Origin of the sequence: Microbacterium sp. HMH0099, from assembly GCF_049384025.1 — a bacterium.
Taxonomy (GTDB): Bacteria; Actinomycetota; Actinomycetes; order Actinomycetales; family Microbacteriaceae; genus Microbacterium.
In genome coordinates, this window is record NZ_JBMRJR010000005.1 from 321,182 (window position 1) to 336,457 (window position 15,276).

Sequence of the window (15,276 nt, forward strand, 5' to 3'; positions counted from 1 at the left end):
CATCCCCTCCTTTCGCCGACGGGGTCGCTCGTGGCCGGGGGGAGGGGTTGTGGCGAGGGGAGGACGTGGAGGGGGGATTGCCACCTCCCTCCGCCGCATCCCCTCCCTCCGCCGACGCGGCGCCCACCGGAAGAACCACGGCACCCGCCGAACGACAGCGCCCCGCGGCCGAGGCCGCGGGGCGCTGGGAGAGGGGGTCAGTCCTCGAGGGGCTTCTTCGCGCTGTCGCGCTTGGCGTCCTCGTCGGCCGCCAGGGTTCCGAGGTACAGCTCGATGACGCGGGGGTCGGTGAGCAGCTCGCGGCCGGTGCCGGTGTACGCGTCCTTGCCCTGGTCGAGCACGTAGGCCCGGTGGCAGATCTGCAGGCAGCGGCGGGCGTTCTGCTCGACCATGATGATCGTCACGCCGGCGCGGTTGATCTCGGCGACGCGCAGGAACGTCTCGTCCTGACGGACCGGCGACAGGCCGGCCGACGGCTCGTCGAGCAGGAGCACCGACGGGTCCATCATGAGCGCGCGGCCCATGGCGACCATCTGACGCTCACCGCCGGACAGCGAGCCGGCGCGCTGACGGCGCCGCTTCCCGAGCTCCGGGAAGAGGCCGGTCACGAACTCGAACCGCTCCGAGAAGACCTTGGGGCGCTGGAAGAGCCCCATCTGCAGGTTCTCCTCGATGGACAGGCTCGGGAACACGTTGTTGTTCTGCGGCACCATGCCGACGCCCTTGCCGACGAGCTTGTCGGCCTTGAGCGCGGTGATGTCCTCGCCGTGCAGGAGCACGGCGCCGCCGCGGATCTTGACCTGTCCGAAGATGGCCTTGAGCAGCGTCGACTTGCCGGCGCCGTTCGGGCCGATGATGCCGATGAGGTCGCCCTGGTAGGCGTCCACGGTGCAGCCGTTGAGGATGTTCACGCCCGGCAGGTACCCGGCGACGAGGTTGTCGGTACGCAGCACCGCGGTGCGGGTGGCGGTGTCGGTCATCGGAGCTTCCCGTCCTTCTCGTCGGCGGCCAGCTCGGCCTTCGCCTCGGCCGCAGCCTCGGCCTCGATGACCTCCAGCTGCGACGTCGTCATGTCACCCAGGTCGGTGTCGTGGTGCGCACCGAGGTAGGCGTCGATCACGGCCTGGTCGTTCATGACCGTCTCGGGCGGACCCTCGGCGACCACGCGACCCTCCGCCATCACGACGACCCAGTCGGAGATGTGGCGGACCATGTGCATGTCGTGCTCGACGAACAGCACCGTCATGCCCTCGCGCTTGAGGTCGAGGATGTGGCCGAGCAGGCTCTGCGTGAGCGCCGGGTTCACCCCGGCCATCGGCTCGTCGAGCATGACGAGCTTCGGGTCGCTCATGAGCGCGCGGGCCATCTCGAGGAGCTTGCGCTGTCCGCCCGAGAGCGATGCGGCGAAGTCCTCGCGCTTGGCGTCGAGCTTGAAGCGGCGCAGCAGGTCGTCCGCGCGCTCCGTGTTCGCCTTCTCCTGCGCGCGCCAGAACGCCGGGATGAGGGCGCGGAAGATGTTCTCGCCCTTCTGCCCGCGGGCGCCGAGGAGCATGTTCTGCAGCACCGAGAGGCGACCGAGCGACTTCGTCAGCTGGAACGTGCGGACCATGCCCTTGCGGGACACCTTGAACGCGGGGACGCTCGCGAGGTTCGAGCCCTCGAAGCTCCAGCGCCCGGTGTTCGGCTTGTCGAAGCCGGTGAGCAGGTTGAACAGCGTGGTCTTGCCGGCGCCGTTGGGGCCGATCAGCGCGGTGATGTGCCCACGGGGGATCTCGAGGTGGTCGACGTCCACGGCCTTGAGGCCGCCGAACTGCCGCGTGACGCCGTCGGCGACGACGATCGGGTCGACCTTCTCACAGCCGGGGCCGACCGCGCCCTTCACCAGCGGGTGGGTGACGGTCGTGTCAGACATTGAACGACAGCTCCTTCTTGTTTCCGAAGATCCCCTGTGGCCGGAAGATGACCAGGAGCATCAAACCGATTCCGACGAGGATGAAGCGCACCTGGCCGGCCTGCGTGCTGCTCATGAAGCCCAGGATGCCGACATCGCGCAGTCCGACGATGATGCCGTTCGACAGCGAGAGCAGGACCCAGAAGAGCATGGCGCCCACGATCGGGCCGAGCAGGGTGGCCGCACCGCCGAGCAGCAGCGCCGTCCACACGAAGAAGGTCAGTGCGGTGCCATAGTTACCCGGCTGGACCGCGCGGGGGAGGATGAACACCACGCCCGCCAGACCGCCCATGACGCCACCGAGCACGAGCGCCTGCATCTTGTAGGAGTAGACGTTCTTGCCGAGGCTGCGCACGGCGTCCTCGTCCTCGCGGATGCCCTTGACGACGCGGCCCCAGGGGCTGCGCATCAGCACGTACACGAGGATCGTCGCGACGATCACGAGGAGCCAGCCGAAGAGACGGACCCACCAGTCGTTCGCCGAGTAGGTCCACGGGCCGATGCCGTAGGTGCCCTCGGGGAGCGGGTTGAGCGCCTGGAACTCGCGGTTGTAGCCGTTCAGGCCCTGCGAGCCGCCGGTGACGTCGGTGAGCCCGACGGTCGACACCACGTAGCGGATGATCTCGGCCGCCGCGATGGTGACGATGGCGAGGTAGTCGGCACGCAGACGAAGGGTCGGGATGCCGAGGATGAAGGCGAACACCACCGAGGCGACGATGGCGATGAGGATCGCCAGCCACACCGGGGCCGAGAGCGACAGCGTCGAGATGGCGAACGCGTAGGCGCCGACGGCCATGAAGCCCGCCTGACCGAAGTTGAGCAGACCCGCGTACCCGAAGTGCACGCTGAGGCCGATCGCCGCGAGGGCGTAGGCCGCGGTGGTCGGGCTGATGAGCTCGCCCGCGGCGTTGTTGAAGATCGAAAGCCAGTCCATGAGTCTTTTCCTCAGCCGATCCGCTCTTTACGTCCCAGTACACCCTGCGGCCGGAAGAGCAGCACGCCGATGAGCACGATGAGGGCCACCGCGTAGCGGAGGTCCGGCGGGATGACGATGGTGGACAGTTCCGTGATGATGCCGATGATGAGCGAGCCGACGAGGGCGCCGAACGCACTGCCCAGGCCGCCGAGGGTCACCGCGGCGAACAGCAGCAGCAGGATCGCGAAGCCCATGTCCCAGGTGACGCCGCGGTACAGGCCGTAGAGCACGCCCGAGAGGCCCGTGAGACCGCCGGCCATCATCCAGACGATCCGGATGACGCGGTCGACGTTGATGCCCGAAGCGGAGGCGAGCGACGCGTTGTCGCTGACGGCGCGGGTGGCCTTGCCGATGCGGGTGCGGGTCAGGAAGTAGGCCACCGCGGCGAGCATCACGACGCTGACGCCCATGCTGATGATCGAGGTCAGCGTGACGGTGACCGGGCCGATCGTGACGGTGTCCGCGATGCCGGTGGCGATGTTCTGCGTGCCGCCGCCGAAGAAGAACAGGTAGCCGTAGCGCAGGACGATCGACAGACCGATGGTCACGATCAGCACCTGCACCAACCCGACCCCGCGTCTGCGGAGTGGTTTGAACAGGACGGCATCCTGCGTGTACCCGAGCGCGACGGAGAGCGCGACGGTGATCAGCAGCGCCAGGATGAGGTTCCACCCCATCGCGGTGAAGATGTAGAAGATGATGGCGCCGAAGGTCAGCATCTCGCCGTGCGCGAAGTTGTTGACGCCGGTGGTGCCGAAGATCAGCGAGATGCCGATGGCGGCCAGCGCGAGCAGCAGGCCGAAGTTCAGGCCGTAGAAGAAGCGCGTGAAGATGGTGTCCCAGATGGACCCGGATGCCGCCGTGCCCTCACCCGTCGGGAACAGCACGTTCACCGTGTTGGTGGTGCCGATGGTGACGTCGCGCGTCACGTTGTCGGGGTCGCGGGGGGCCACGCCCTCGGGCAGGGTGTCGACCTGCAGCGTCGCCGTGTAGGCGCCCGGCCCGGGCACGGCCACCGACCAGCGCCCGTCGGCGCCCGTGGTGCCGATCTCGGAGAACCCGGAGCCCTCGACGCTCACCTCGACGCCTACGAGGGGCTCGTCCTCGGCGCGGATGATGCCGCCGACGGCGTAGGTGCTCGAGACGTCGCCGGTTCCCGCGGATGGCGTGGGAGCGGGCGTCGTCTGCGCGCTCGCGGGTGTCGCGAAGAGCAGGCTCAGGACCGCGATCGCGCTCGCGAGGAGCGAGACGACGAGGGCCATGCGGGGAAGGGTGCGCGATCGTATCGCGGTGGGGGAGGAATGACCCACGGAGTCTCCAGTTCGGCAGCGCTGACGATGTCGCCCGTCAGCTTCGACGTTCGACCGTACGAGCGTAATGTGTCGCCCATGTTTCGCCGACCACCTCGTTAGCGAACCGTGTCGTTGCGTTCTTGTACTCGGTCGGCGGCGGACGGGAATGTTTCCCGCCTCGCGGACGCTTAGAATCGCAGCTGGAGCGCTCATCCGCTCCGGCCGTCGTCGTCCCTTTCGAGCAGGCGCCGCGCGCGCAGGAGGATTAATGGAGCAGCACGACCCCTTCGGTTTCGTCGGACTCACCTACGACGACGTCCTGCTCCTGCCGGGGCACACGGACGTCATCCCGTCCGAGGCCGACACGTCCTCGCGCCTGACGCGCCGCATCACGGTGGCCACGCCGCTCCTCTCCAGCGCGATGGACACCGTCACCGAGGCCCGCATGGCGATCGCCATCGCGCGCCAGGGCGGGATCGGCATCGTGCACCGCAACCTCTCGATCGAGGATCAGGCGGGCATCGTCGACCAGGTCAAGCGCAGCGAGTCGGGCATGGTCTCCGACCCGATCACGACGAACCCGGACGCCACGGTGGCCGAGGTCGACGCCATGTGCGCGCAGTACCGCATCTCCGGTCTCCCCGTCGTCGACCCCGACGGCGTGCTCGTCGGCATCATCACGAACCGCGACATGCGCTTCGTCTCCGGTTTCGAGCGTCAGACCACCCTGGTCAAGGACGTCATGACGAAGGACGGTCTCATCACCGGGCCCGTCGGCATCCACGCCAACGACGTGATCGCGACCTTCGCGAAGCACCGCGTCGAGAAGCTGCCGCTCGTGGACGAGGACGGCAAGCTCGCCGGCCTCATCACCATCAAGGACTTCGACAAGAGCGAGAAGTACCCCCTCGCGACCAAGGACGACTCGGGTCGTCTGCGCGTCGGCGCGGCGATCGGCTTCTTCGGCGACGCCTGGCAGCGCGCGGAGGCCCTGCGCGACGCCGGAGTGGACGTCCTGGTCGTCGACACCGCCAACGGCCAGTCCGCCGGCGTCATCGACATCGTCCGTCGCCTCAAGGCCGACGAGTCCTTCGCCCACATCGACGTCATCGGCGGCAACGTCGCAACCCGCGAGGGCGCCCAGGCGCTCATCGACGCGGGGGTGGATGCCGTCAAGGTGGGCGTCGGCCCGGGCTCCATCTGCACCACCCGCGTCGTCGCCGGCGTCGGCGTCCCGCAGGTCACTGCGATCTACGAGGCCGCGCAGGCGGCGATCCCCGCCGGCGTCCCGGTCATCGCGGACGGCGGTCTGCAGTACTCGGGAGACATCGCCAAGGCGCTCGTCGCCGGGGCCGACACGGTCATGCTCGGCTCGCTGCTCGCGGGAACCGACGAGTCGCCGGGCGAGATCGTCTTCCAGGGCGGCAAGCAGTTCAAGCAGTACCGCGGCATGGGCTCGCTCGGCGCCCTGCAGACGCGCGGCAAGAAGACGTCCTACTCGAAGGACCGCTACTTCCAGGCCGACGTCCCCAGCGACGACAAGCTCATCCCCGAGGGCATCGAGGGCCAGGTGCCCTACCGCGGGCCCGTCGCCGCCGTGGCGTACCAGCTGATCGGCGGCCTGCGGCAGTCGATGTTCTACGTCGGCGCGCGCACCGTCGAGGAGCTCAAGGCCAAGGGCCGCTTCGTCCGCATCACCTCCGCGGGGCTCAAGGAGTCGCACCCGCACGACGTGCAGATCGTCGTCGAGGCGCCGAACTACAAGAAGTAAACGGTTCCGAGGGGCCGGGCAGGCGACTGCCCGGCCCCTCGTCGTCTCCGCGCCGCCGCTACGCTGTGCGCATGATCCGGCGTCGCAGCCATCCCGACGCGTCGGTCTCGACCCGTCGGACCGAGGCGTTCACCGACGGCGTCTTCGCGATCGCCGCGACTCTGCTCGTCCTGGGGCTGACGGACCGTTCGCTGGGGGACATCGACTCGGATGCCGCCCTCGCCGACGCCCTGATCGGCCTGTGGCATCCACTCTTCACCTTCGCCGTCGGGTTCCTCATCCTCTGTCTCATGTGGATGACCCACGTGCAGCAGTTCGAGCACCTGGTCCGCATCGACGCGGTCGGGATGTGGATCAACACCGTCCGGCTGCTGTTCATCGTGCTCGTGCCGTTCACGTCGTCGCTGAACACCGCCTACGCCGACGAGGTGCTCGGACGGGTGCTGCTGCCGGTCAACTTCTTCGTCGCGATCCTGCTCGGGTGGGTGCAGTGGCTGTGGGCCCGCCGCTCCGGGGCGGTCGCGGGGCTGTCGGACGACGACGCCCGCCGCGCGTCGCGGGCCGCGCTCAGCGCGGTGCTGCTCAGCGCCGTCGTCGTGCTCGCGTCGCCGTGGATCGGATCGGCGGCGTTCCTCCTGTTCGTCCTGGACGGGCCGCTGACGCGCCTGCTGCACGGCGACCGTTCCCGCCCGGCCGACGGGGAACGTTCGCGCCCGGCCGACGGGGAACGTTCGCGCCCGGCCGACGGCGAGGGGGAGGGTCGCGGGTAGGCTGGGACGGTGACCATGGAGATCGACCTCGGCCGCGCCAAGCGCGCCCGCCGCGCCTACACCTTCGACGACATCGCCGTCGTGCCGTCGCGGCGCACGCGCAACCCCGAGGACGTCTCGACGGCGTGGACCATCGACGCGTTCCAGTTCGGCATCCCCGTGCTCGGCGCCCCGATGGACTCGGTCGTCAGCCCCCGCACCGCGATCGAGCTGGGCCGTCTCGGCGGTCTCGGCGTCCTCGACCTCGAGGGTCTGTGGACGCGGTACGACGACCCCGAGCCGCTGCTGGCCGAGATCGCCCACCTGCCGGAGGCCGACGCCACCCGCCGCATGCAGGAGCTCTACGCGGAGCCCATCAAGCCGGAGCTCGTGCGCGACCGGCTCGCGGAGGTGCGCGCGGCCGGTGTCACCGTCGCCGGCGCCCTGACCCCGCAGCGCACGCAGGACCTGTACGAGACGGTCGTGGCCGCCGGCGTCGACCTGTTCGTCATCCGCGGGACCACCGTCTCGGCCGAGCACGTCTCGAGCGTCGCCGAGCCGCTGAATCTGAAAAAGTTCATCTACGACCTCGACGTCCCGGTCATCGTCGGCGGCGCGGCCACCTACACGGCCGCCCTGCACCTCATGCGCACCGGAGCCGCGGGCGTGCTCGTCGGCTTCGGCGGCGGCGCGGCGTCCACGACCCGCGCGACGCTGGGCCTGCACGCGCCGATGGCGACGGCCGTCGCGGACGTCGCCGGTGCCCGCCGCGACTACCTCGACGAGTCCGGCGGCCGCTACGTGCACGTCATCGCCGACGGCGGCGTCGGCACCTCCGGCGACATCGTGAAGGCGCTCGCCATGGGCGCGGACGCGGTCATGCTGGGCGTCGCCCTGGCCCGCGCGACCGACGCGCCCGGCCGCGGCTTCCACTGGGGCCCGGAGGCCCACCACGCCAAGCTGCCCCGCGGTCGCCGCGTCGAGGTCGACCGCGTCGGTCCGCTCGAGCAGGTGCTCTTCGGGCCGGCTCCCGTCGCCGACGGCACCGCCAACCTCATCGGCGCCCTGCGCAAGTCCATGGCCACCACGGGCTACTCCGACCTCAAGGAGTTCCAGCGCGTCGAGGTCGTCGTGGCGCCCTACGGTCACTGACATGACCCTCCGCGGCGACGACGCGGTGTCGACGGCCCCGCCCGCCGACCTGTTCCCGCCGACCCTCCGCGAGGTCATGCTGCGGCCGCGGTGGATCGCCCTGCTGGCGTTCTCGCTGCTCGTCGCGGGCGTGCTCGCGTGGCTCGGGCAGTGGCAGCTCAGCCGCGCCGTGGACACCGCACCGCCGGAGCCCGGACTGACGGAGGTCGTCCAACCGCTCGCCGACGTCAGCGAGCCCGGTGCATACCTGCCCGAGCCGCAGGTCGGCCAACGGGTCGAGGCCCGCGGCAGCTGGGTGCCCTCCGACTTCGTCGTCGTGTCGTCGCGCTACAACGGCGACGACACGGAGGGCTTCTGGGTCGCCGGACAGCTGCGCCTCGACGATGTCGACCGCCCCACCTCGATCGCCGTCGCCCTGGGCTGGGCCCCCACGCGCGAGGCCGCGGACGCCGCCGTCACGGCGCTGCAGGCCGACGCCGCTGCCGACCCGGATGCGGTCGTGGACGTCGTCGGTCGTCTCATCTCCGACGAAGGCCCGGTCGCACCTCCGGCCGGCGCCGACCCGCAGACGCTCACCCGCATGTCGCCGCCCGCGCTGCTCGGTCGCTGGAACGACACCGAGGGCGTGGCGGTCTACCGCTCGTACGTCGCCTCGCAGACGGCCTTCGGGCCCCTGGATGCCATCGCCTCTCCCGCGCCCGAGGAGCGGTCGCGGGTCAACTGGCTCAACATCTTCTACGCGGCCGAGTGGGCCGTCTTCGCCGGTTTCGCGCTCTACCTCTGGTACCGCCTCGCGCGGGACGCCTGGGAGAAGGAGGTCGAGGACCTCGAGGACGCGCAGGCCGAGGCCGCGGAGGCGGCGAGCGGAGCGGCAGGGGTCGCAGCATCCCGCGACTAGACTGGCAGCCATGCCCCGCGCCCCCAAGCTCGCCTCGTTCCCGGCGATCCGCGGAGCCCTGAAGTTCTACCAGATCTGCTCCGTGATCACGGGTGTCGGCCTGCTGCTGCTGGTCGCCGAGATGATCCTGAAGTACACGCCCATCCACAAGGAGCTGTTCCTGGGCGGATCGGGCGGCTTTCTGTGGTTCGCGGACGCCATCCCCGGCCCCGGATGCCAGTGGTTCTCGCTCTTCCTCCCGGGCGGCAACGGCTGCGACATCGTCTCCACCGGCGACGGGCTGAACATCTCGCTCGCGATCCTCGTCGCGCACGGCTGGTTCTACGTCGTGTACCTCTTCTCGTGCTTCCGCATCTGGAGCCTCATGCGGTGGCCGTTCCGCCGCTTCATCTTCCTCGCGCTGGGCGGCGTCGTGCCGTTCCTGTCGTTCGTCCTCGAGGTCCGCACCGCCCGCGGCGTGCGCGCCTACTTGGCCGAGCGCGAGGCCGCCGAGGCATCCCCTCCCGCTTCCCCTGCCCGCACCGATAACGAAGGCATCCGGTGACCGAACAGACCGAAACGTCCCAGCGCCCCGTCCTGGTCGTCGACTTCGGCGCGCAGTACGCGCAGCTGATCGCCCGTCGCGTCCGCGAAGCGGGCGTCTACAGCGAGATCGTGCCGCACACCGCGACCGCGTCCGAGATCGCCGCGAAGAACCCCGTCGGCATCATCCTCTCCGGCGGTCCCTCGTCGGTGTACGAGGACGGCGCTCCCCGCCTGGACACCGAGGTGTTCGACCTCGAGGTCCCGACCCTCGGCATCTGCTACGGCTTCCAGGTGATGGCGCAGGCGCTCGGCGGCGAGGTCGCGAACACGGGTCTCCGCGAGTACGGCGCCACCGACGCGACGATCGTCACCGAGGGCACGCTGCTGCAGGGGCAGCCGGTCGAGCAGAACGTGTGGATGAGCCACGGCGACCAGGTCTCCCGGGCGCCCGACGGGTTCGACGTGCTCGCGCGTACCGCGCACACCCCCGTCGCCGCGTTCGCGAACGACGCGCGCCGCATGTACGGCGTCCAGTGGCATCCCGAGGTCAAGCACTCGGATCACGGGCAGAACGTCCTCGAGAACTTCCTCCACAAGGCGGCCGGCCTCCCCGCCGACTGGAACAGCGGCAACGTCATCGCCGAGCAGGTCGAGCGCATCCGCCAGCAGGTCGGCACCGGCCGCGTCATCTCGGCGCTGTCGGGCGGCGTGGACTCCGCCGTCTCCACCGCTCTCGTCCACGAGGCCGTCGGCGACCAGCTGATCGCCGTGTTCGTCGACCACGGCCTCCTCCGAAAGGGCGAGCGCGAGCAGGTCGAGAACGACTACGTCGCCTCGACGGGCGTGCGCCTGATCACGGTGGACGCCCGCGAGACGTTCCTGAACGCCCTCGCCGGCGTCAGCGACCCGGAGCAGAAGCGCAAGATCATCGGCCGCGAGTTCATCCGCGCGTTCGAGCAGGTGCAGGCCGACCTGGTCGCGGAGGCGAAGGCCGAGGGCGAGCAGGTGCGCTTCCTCGTGCAGGGCACGCTGTACCCCGACGTCGTCGAGTCCGGCGGCGGCGCCGGCACCGCGAACATCAAGTCCCACCACAACGTCGGCGGCCTCCCCGAGGACCTGCAGTTCGAGCTCGTCGAGCCGCTGCGTACCCTCTTCAAGGACGAGGTCCGCGCCATCGGCCGCGAGCTGGGTCTGCCCGAGGCGATCGTCGGCCGCCAGCCCTTTCCGGGGCCCGGTCTTGGCATCCGCATCGTGGGCGAGGTCACCGCTGACCGTCTCGAGATCCTGCGTGAGGCCGACGCCATCGCCCGCGCCGAGCTGACCAAGGCCGGACTCGACACCGAGATCTGGCAGTGCCCCGTCGTGCTCCTCGCCGACGTGCGCTCGGTCGGCGTGCAGGGCGACGGCCGCACCTACGGCCACCCGATCGTGCTGCGGCCCGTCTCGTCCGAGGACGCGATGACCGCCGACTGGACGCGCCTGCCCTACGACGTGCTGTCGAAGATCTCGAACCGGATCACCAACGAGGTGCGCGACGTGAACCGCGTGGTGCTCGACGTGACGTCGAAGCCCCCGGGGACCATCGAGTGGGAGTGACGCTCCCTGCGCGCTGACGCCCCGGTATCCCTCGCGGATGCCGGGGCGTCGCCCGTTTCCCGGCGGCTCTGCGTATGCCGGAGTGGCCCCGGGGCCACCTAACGCGCCCCGGGGCCACGTGCGGTGCCGTTGGAGGTCGGTCTCAGTGCGGCGATCGTGCGACCGGCGGCTCTGCCGGGGTACCGGAGTGGCCCCGGGGCCACCTGGCGTACAACGGGGCCACTCGCGGCGCCCCGCTCCATCCGCGGCACGCCACCCCGCGGCTGCTCGGCCGGCGCGGGAGGGTGAAGAACCGGGCCGTGGGCGGTCGGTGCGGGCGGAGTGAGCGAGGATGAAGGGATGCGCGACAGGTTCGTACGCCCGACCCGGGTGGATGCCGTCTTCAACACGCTCGTGGCCGCCAGCACCCGTCTCGGGCTGCCGTTGGCCGGCAGCAGAGTCCTGGCCGTGCGCGGTCGCTCGACGGGGGAGTGGCGGACCACGCCGGTGAACCCGCTGCGTGTCGCCGGAGAGCGCTACCTCGTCGCACCCCGCGGAACCACGCAGTGGGTGCGGAACCTCCGTGCCGCCGGGGAGGGCGAGCTGCGTCACGGCCGGTCGGTGGAGGTGTTCCGGGCGGAGGAGCTCCCGGATGCCGCCAAGCCGCCGATCCTCCGCGCCTACCTCGCCGCGTGGGCCTGGGAGGTGGGCCGCTTCTTCGACGGCGTCGACAAGAACTCCCCGGACACGCGTCTCGCGGAGATCGCCCCGGGTTTCCCGGTCTTCCGGCTCGTCGAGGCGGCCACCCGGTGACCGCGTTCCCCGACGCCTGGTACCTCGTCCTCTCGAGCCGCCTCATCCCCGACCTCGACGGCGGCTACACGATCTCCACCCTCGCCCGCGCGCGGCAGATGGCCGAGGCCGGCGCGGACGGCGGACGCGGGGCGCTCCTGCTGACCGTGGACCCCGGGACGGCGGAGGCGCACGCCGCGCACCGCGAGGAGTTCGTGCGCCGCGGTGCGGCGGCGGCATCCGGAGTCTTCCGCAACCTCTTCGACGAGGCGACCGGTCCCGCGGGGGGCGCGGCGGACTGGGCGCTCGCCGCCGCTCGACCCGGAGGCCCCGATCCGGCCCTCGACTACCGCACGGTGGCCGACGGGGCCATCGAGCTCCCGGTCATCGTGGGCGACCCGGACTGGCACCTGACGACGGCGCCGGTCGTGATCCGGGATGCCACGGGCCGCACCGCCGGCACGGTCGAGGGCTTCGGCGGGCTCTACCGGGCATGGCTCACCGACGTCGTCAGGCGGCTGCGTGCCGAACGCGACCGTCCGGTCGTCCTCGTCTGCGAGTCCCGGCAGCTGGGGGAGCTGCTCGTCGCGTGGGACGACCCGGACGTGCGGATCGTTCACACGGTCCACACCATCCACCTCGACCCGCCGTTCACGGCGGACGCGCCCGTCAACCCGCTGTGGACGCGCTGGCTCGCGCTCGCGCCCCGCTTCGACGCGGTGCTCTGGCCGACGCCGTGGCAGCGCGACGAGGTCCGCGCCCGCTTCGGCGACGACCGTGTCGACGTCGTCGCCCCCCACGGGGTGGCCGGTCCCGCGTCACCGTCGACCGCGGACCGCGCGGGCGGCCCCGTGGCCGTGCTCGGTCGTCTGGCTCCCGGCAAGCGTCTCGACCACGCCGTCCGCGCCTTCGCGCGGGTACTCGCGGCGGTGCCGCACGCGCGCCTCGAGCTCTGGGGCGACGGGGCTGAGCGCGCACGGCTGGAGGCCCTGGTCGCCGAGACGGGTGTGGGGCACGCGGTGACCCTCCCGGGGCTCACGGCCGACCCGGGTGCGGTGCTCGACACCGCCGCGATGTACCTCACCACGTCGGCCTTCGAGGGACAGGGACTCGCGCTCGTCGAAGCGCTCGCGCACGGCGCCCCGGTGGTCGCGTACGACATCCGCTACGGCCCCCGCGACATGCTCGCGCACGGGGGCGGCATCCTGGTGCCCGACGGCGACGAGCAGGCCCTCGCCGATGCGATCACCCGGCTGCTGACCGACGCCGACCTGCGGTCGAGGCTCTCCGCCGAGGCGCTCGCCGCGGCATCCACCCTCACCCCCGACGCGGCGATGCGGACGCTGGCCGCGGTCTGCGTCGACGTCCTGTCGCGACCCGCCCGGCGCTGACGCGGTCCGCGGCGCCGGCCCTCACGGTGGCGCCCTGCGGGTTTCTACCGGTCCTTCTCGCGACGCGCGTCGGCGAACAGCTCCTTCGTCCGCAGCAGCCGCAGCGCCGTCACGAGCACGAGCCCTCCGAGCACGTTGAACAGGAGCGTGTACGCGAACCAGCCGAGCCACTGCAGGTAGGTGATGTCGGCGCCGGACTGGATCGCGCCGAAGACGAGGAGCGAGTCCAGGATCGAGTGGAAGAGCTGCAGGCCGGCCAGCAGGAACCCGCCGATGACGGTGGCGACGATCTTGGCCGGGTCGGAGGTCGTGCCCTGCTGCATCCGGGTCATCAGCGTGATGGTGCTGCCGCCCAGCACGGCGAGGACGATGCTCTGCAGGCCGAACGGCGCGTCGACGTAGTGCGAGGCGGACTCGGCGAGCACGTCGTGCCAGTCGGGGAAGGCGGTGGTGAGCAGCCACATGAACACCCATCCGCCGGCGAGGTTGGCCAGGAGGGTCCCGCCCCAGAGGCGGGCGAGCTGCCCAGCTGTACCCTCCTTGGCGACGAGTGCGGCGATGGGCATGAGGAAGTTCTCGGTGAAGAGCTCGCTGTGGGCGAGGAAGAGCGCGATGAGCCCGACGCTGAACGCGAGGCCGGCGAGGAGCTGATCCCCGGTCTGATAGAGCACTCCGAGATAAGCGGCGACACCCAGCCCCACCTCGAGCCCCCCGAAGAAGCCTGTGATGAGGACCACGCGCCACGGGCGCTGCAGCCGCTCGGCGCCCTCGGTGACGGTGGTGTCGAAGGACTCGGCCAGCTCGTCCTCGACCACCTCGTCCGACTCGCCGACCTCGCGCCGGCGGCCCTCGTCGTCGCTCACGACCGGCCCGCCCACGGGTCGTAGTCGGCGATGAGCTCCTCCTGCGCAGGCCGCTCCTCCTCGGGGACGTGCTGCAGGTTGACCCGCACCCGGTACCAGAGCGAGCTCGACCCCCGCATGCCGTCGACGAGCACGTCGGCGGGGTGCAGTTGCGCAGCGGACTCCGGATGCCGCTGCCTCCAGGTCTCGAGAGCCTCCAGCGCCTCCGGCTTGGTCTTGGTCCGGGCCACCTCGATGAGCGGCATCGTCGAGGCGCGGCGTCCCGAGCCGTCGGAACCGCGGGGAGGCTTCTCGGCAGGGCCCATCTCGGCGGCCAGCGCCAGCAGGCCCTCCAACGACCCGGCCGCGTCGTCGATGCCGGCGTGCGGGTCGCCCAAGGACGCGAAGCGTTCGGGCACGGTGAGCACCGTGAACGCCTCGGGGCGCCGGTCGCGCACCTCGTCCCACGTGAGGGGCGTCGACACGCGTGCGTCGGGGAGCGGTCGGATCGAGTAGGCCGAGGCGACGGTCCGGTCCTTGGCGTTCTGGTTGAAGTCGACGAAGACGCTCTCGCCCCGCTCCTCCTTCCACCAGCGGGCCGTGGCGAGACCGGGGGCCCGGTTCTCCACCTCGCGCGCGAGCGTCTCGGCCGCCAGGCGCACGTCGGCGAACCCCCACTCCGGACGGATGCGCACGAGGATGTGGAGGCCGCGGGAGCCCGACGTCTTCGGCCAGCCGACGAGGCCGTGATCCTCGAGCACCTCGCGCGCGATGAACGCGACGTCGACGATCTGCGCCCAGTCGACCCCCGGCATCGGGTCGAGGTCGACCCGCAGCTCGTCGGGGTGGTCGAGGTCCTCGGCGCGCACCGGGTGGGGGTTGAGGTCGAGGCATCCCAGGTTCACCACCCAGGCGAGGCCGGCGGCGTCGCGGAGGACGGTCTCCTCGGCGGAGGTGCCGGAGGCGTAGTGCAGCGTCGCGGTGTCGATGAAGGCGGGGTGGTTGTCGGGGACCCGCTTCTGGAAGAACGGCTCCTGTCCCAGGCCCTTCGCGAACCGCTTGAGCACCATCGGCCGTCCGCCCGCGCCGCGCAGCGCGCCGTCCGCGACGGAGAGGTAGTAGCGGACGAGGTCGAGCTTGGTCAGACCCGGCTCGGGGAAGACCACCCGGTCCGGGCTCGTGACGCGCACCTCGTGCCCGTCGACGTCGAGGGTCTCCGCGGGCGTCTTCGTGGGACTCATGGCGCGAGGCTAGCGCCGCGGCATCCCGTGTCGAGACCCCTTGCGGGGGATACCGGATGCCACGACCTCACCGCCGCGGGTCGTCAGCTGCCGCTGCGGGCATCACCTGCCGCCGCGGGAA

General features: G+C 71.0%; 14 protein-coding genes. 8 read left to right on the forward strand and 6 right to left on the reverse strand.

All coding sequences use genetic code 11. The features are described from left to right. Positions 1–197 precede the first annotated feature (197 nt). From ACO03V_RS13505 to ACO03V_RS13520, 4 genes are read right to left on the reverse strand one after another with little or no spacing between them, the layout of a single operon-like run. Positions 198–980 carry an ABC transporter ATP-binding protein gene (locus ACO03V_RS13505; RefSeq protein WP_423137928.1) on the reverse strand — a complete coding sequence of 261 codons (783 nt, stop codon included), beginning with the start codon at positions 978–980 and terminating at the stop codon, positions 198–200. Beyond that, complete coding sequence (locus tag ACO03V_RS13510; RefSeq protein ID WP_423137929.1) at positions 977–1,912, reverse strand: ABC transporter ATP-binding protein; 936 nt, start codon at positions 1,910–1,912, stop codon at positions 977–979. The genes ACO03V_RS13505 and ACO03V_RS13510 overlap by 4 nt, the downstream gene beginning before the upstream one ends. After that, positions 1,905–2,885 (reverse strand): branched-chain amino acid ABC transporter permease, encoded by a 981-nt coding sequence (locus ACO03V_RS13515; RefSeq protein WP_367729084.1) that lies wholly within the window; start codon positions 2,883–2,885, stop codon positions 1,905–1,907. The genes ACO03V_RS13510 and ACO03V_RS13515 overlap by 8 nt, the downstream gene beginning before the upstream one ends. Positions 2,886–2,896: 11 nt before the next feature. After that, positions 2,897–4,189, reverse strand: coding sequence for a branched-chain amino acid ABC transporter permease (locus ACO03V_RS13520; protein WP_423137930.1), 1,293 nt, complete (start codon positions 4,187–4,189; stop codon positions 2,897–2,899). 298 nt (positions 4,190–4,487) lie between these two features. Here ACO03V_RS13520 and guaB point away from each other — a divergent pair, with 298 nt between their 5' ends. The 8 genes from guaB to ACO03V_RS13560 all read left to right on the forward strand — a co-directional run bounded on the left by guaB (position 4,488) and on the right by ACO03V_RS13560 (position 13,072). Further along, the gene (gene guaB / locus ACO03V_RS13525) at positions 4,488–5,990 is read left to right on the forward strand and encodes an IMP dehydrogenase (RefSeq protein ID WP_367729088.1); all 1,503 of its coding nucleotides are present in this window, start codon (positions 4,488–4,490) and stop codon (positions 5,988–5,990) included. Between the two features lie 71 nt (positions 5,991–6,061). Next, entirely contained in the window at positions 6,062–6,760 is a 699-nt protein-coding gene (locus ACO03V_RS13530; RefSeq protein ID WP_423137931.1) for a TMEM175 family protein, read from the forward strand. Between the two features lie 15 nt (positions 6,761–6,775). Further along, on the forward strand, positions 6,776–7,891 hold the full coding sequence (locus ACO03V_RS13535; RefSeq protein ID WP_423137985.1) for a GuaB3 family IMP dehydrogenase-related protein: 1,116 nt from the start codon (positions 6,776–6,778) through the stop codon (positions 7,889–7,891). A gap of 76 nt (positions 7,892–7,967) precedes the next feature. Beyond that, on the forward strand, positions 7,968–8,789 hold the full coding sequence (locus ACO03V_RS13540; protein WP_423137986.1) for an SURF1 family cytochrome oxidase biogenesis protein: 822 nt from the start codon (positions 7,968–7,970) through the stop codon (positions 8,787–8,789). A 10-nt stretch (positions 8,790–8,799) separates the two neighbouring features. Further along, on the forward strand, positions 8,800–9,333 hold the full coding sequence (locus tag ACO03V_RS13545) for a DUF3817 domain-containing protein (protein WP_423137932.1): 534 nt from the start codon (positions 8,800–8,802) through the stop codon (positions 9,331–9,333). Further along, positions 9,330–10,910 carry a glutamine-hydrolyzing GMP synthase gene (gene guaA, locus ACO03V_RS13550; protein ID WP_367729101.1) on the forward strand — a complete coding sequence of 527 codons (1,581 nt, stop codon included), beginning with the start codon at positions 9,330–9,332 and terminating at the stop codon, positions 10,908–10,910. The genes ACO03V_RS13545 and guaA overlap by 4 nt, the downstream gene beginning before the upstream one ends. 339 nt (positions 10,911–11,249) lie before the next feature. Then, positions 11,250–11,702, forward strand: a complete 453-nt coding sequence (locus ACO03V_RS13555) for a nitroreductase/quinone reductase family protein (protein ID WP_423137933.1) — start codon at positions 11,250–11,252, stop codon at positions 11,700–11,702. Further along, positions 11,699–13,072, forward strand: a complete 1,374-nt coding sequence (locus tag ACO03V_RS13560) for a glycosyltransferase (RefSeq protein ID WP_423137934.1) — start codon at positions 11,699–11,701, stop codon at positions 13,070–13,072. The genes ACO03V_RS13555 and ACO03V_RS13560 overlap by 4 nt, the downstream gene beginning before the upstream one ends. Before the next feature lie 44 nt (positions 13,073–13,116). On the opposite strand, the gene ACO03V_RS13565 is transcribed toward ACO03V_RS13560, so the two are convergent. Together ACO03V_RS13565 and ACO03V_RS13570 are read right to left on the reverse strand one after the other, a co-directional pair. Further along, entirely contained in the window at positions 13,117–13,935 is an 819-nt protein-coding gene (locus tag ACO03V_RS13565) for a formate/nitrite transporter family protein (protein ID WP_423137935.1), read from the reverse strand. Beyond that, positions 13,932–15,155: a DNA polymerase domain-containing protein gene (locus ACO03V_RS13570; protein WP_423137936.1), complete on the reverse strand. Its 1,224-nt coding sequence runs from the start codon at positions 15,153–15,155 to the stop codon at positions 13,932–13,934. The genes ACO03V_RS13565 and ACO03V_RS13570 overlap by 4 nt, the downstream gene beginning before the upstream one ends. Between the last annotated feature and the right edge of the window lie 121 nt (positions 15,156–15,276).

Excerpts from the sequence above, each read along its gene's own strand:
- ACO03V_RS13505 (WP_423137928.1), bottom strand. The coding sequence starts at position 980 with ATGACCGACACCGCCACCCGCACCGCGGTGCTGCGTACCGACAACCTC.
- ACO03V_RS13510 (WP_423137929.1), bottom strand. The coding sequence starts at position 1,912 with ATGTCTGACACGACCGTCACCCACCCGCTGGTGAAGGGCGCGGTCGGC.
- ACO03V_RS13515 (WP_367729084.1), bottom strand. The coding sequence starts at position 2,885 with ATGGACTGGCTTTCGATCTTCAACAACGCCGCGGGCGAGCTCATCAGC.
- ACO03V_RS13520 (WP_423137930.1), bottom strand. The coding sequence starts at position 4,189 with ATGGCCCTCGTCGTCTCGCTCCTCGCGAGCGCGATCGCGGTCCTGAGC.
- guaB (WP_367729088.1), top strand. The coding sequence starts at position 4,488 with ATGGAGCAGCACGACCCCTTCGGTTTCGTCGGACTCACCTACGACGAC.
- ACO03V_RS13530 (WP_423137931.1), top strand. The coding sequence starts at position 6,062 with ATGATCCGGCGTCGCAGCCATCCCGACGCGTCGGTCTCGACCCGTCGG.
- ACO03V_RS13535 (WP_423137985.1), top strand. The coding sequence starts at position 6,776 with ATGGAGATCGACCTCGGCCGCGCCAAGCGCGCCCGCCGCGCCTACACC.
- ACO03V_RS13540 (WP_423137986.1), top strand. The coding sequence starts at position 7,968 with ATGCTGCGGCCGCGGTGGATCGCCCTGCTGGCGTTCTCGCTGCTCGTC.
- ACO03V_RS13545 (WP_423137932.1), top strand. The coding sequence starts at position 8,800 with ATGCCCCGCGCCCCCAAGCTCGCCTCGTTCCCGGCGATCCGCGGAGCC.
- ACO03V_RS13555 (WP_423137933.1), top strand. The coding sequence starts at position 11,250 with ATGCGCGACAGGTTCGTACGCCCGACCCGGGTGGATGCCGTCTTCAAC.
- ACO03V_RS13570 (WP_423137936.1), bottom strand. The coding sequence starts at position 15,155 with ATGAGTCCCACGAAGACGCCCGCGGAGACCCTCGACGTCGACGGGCAC.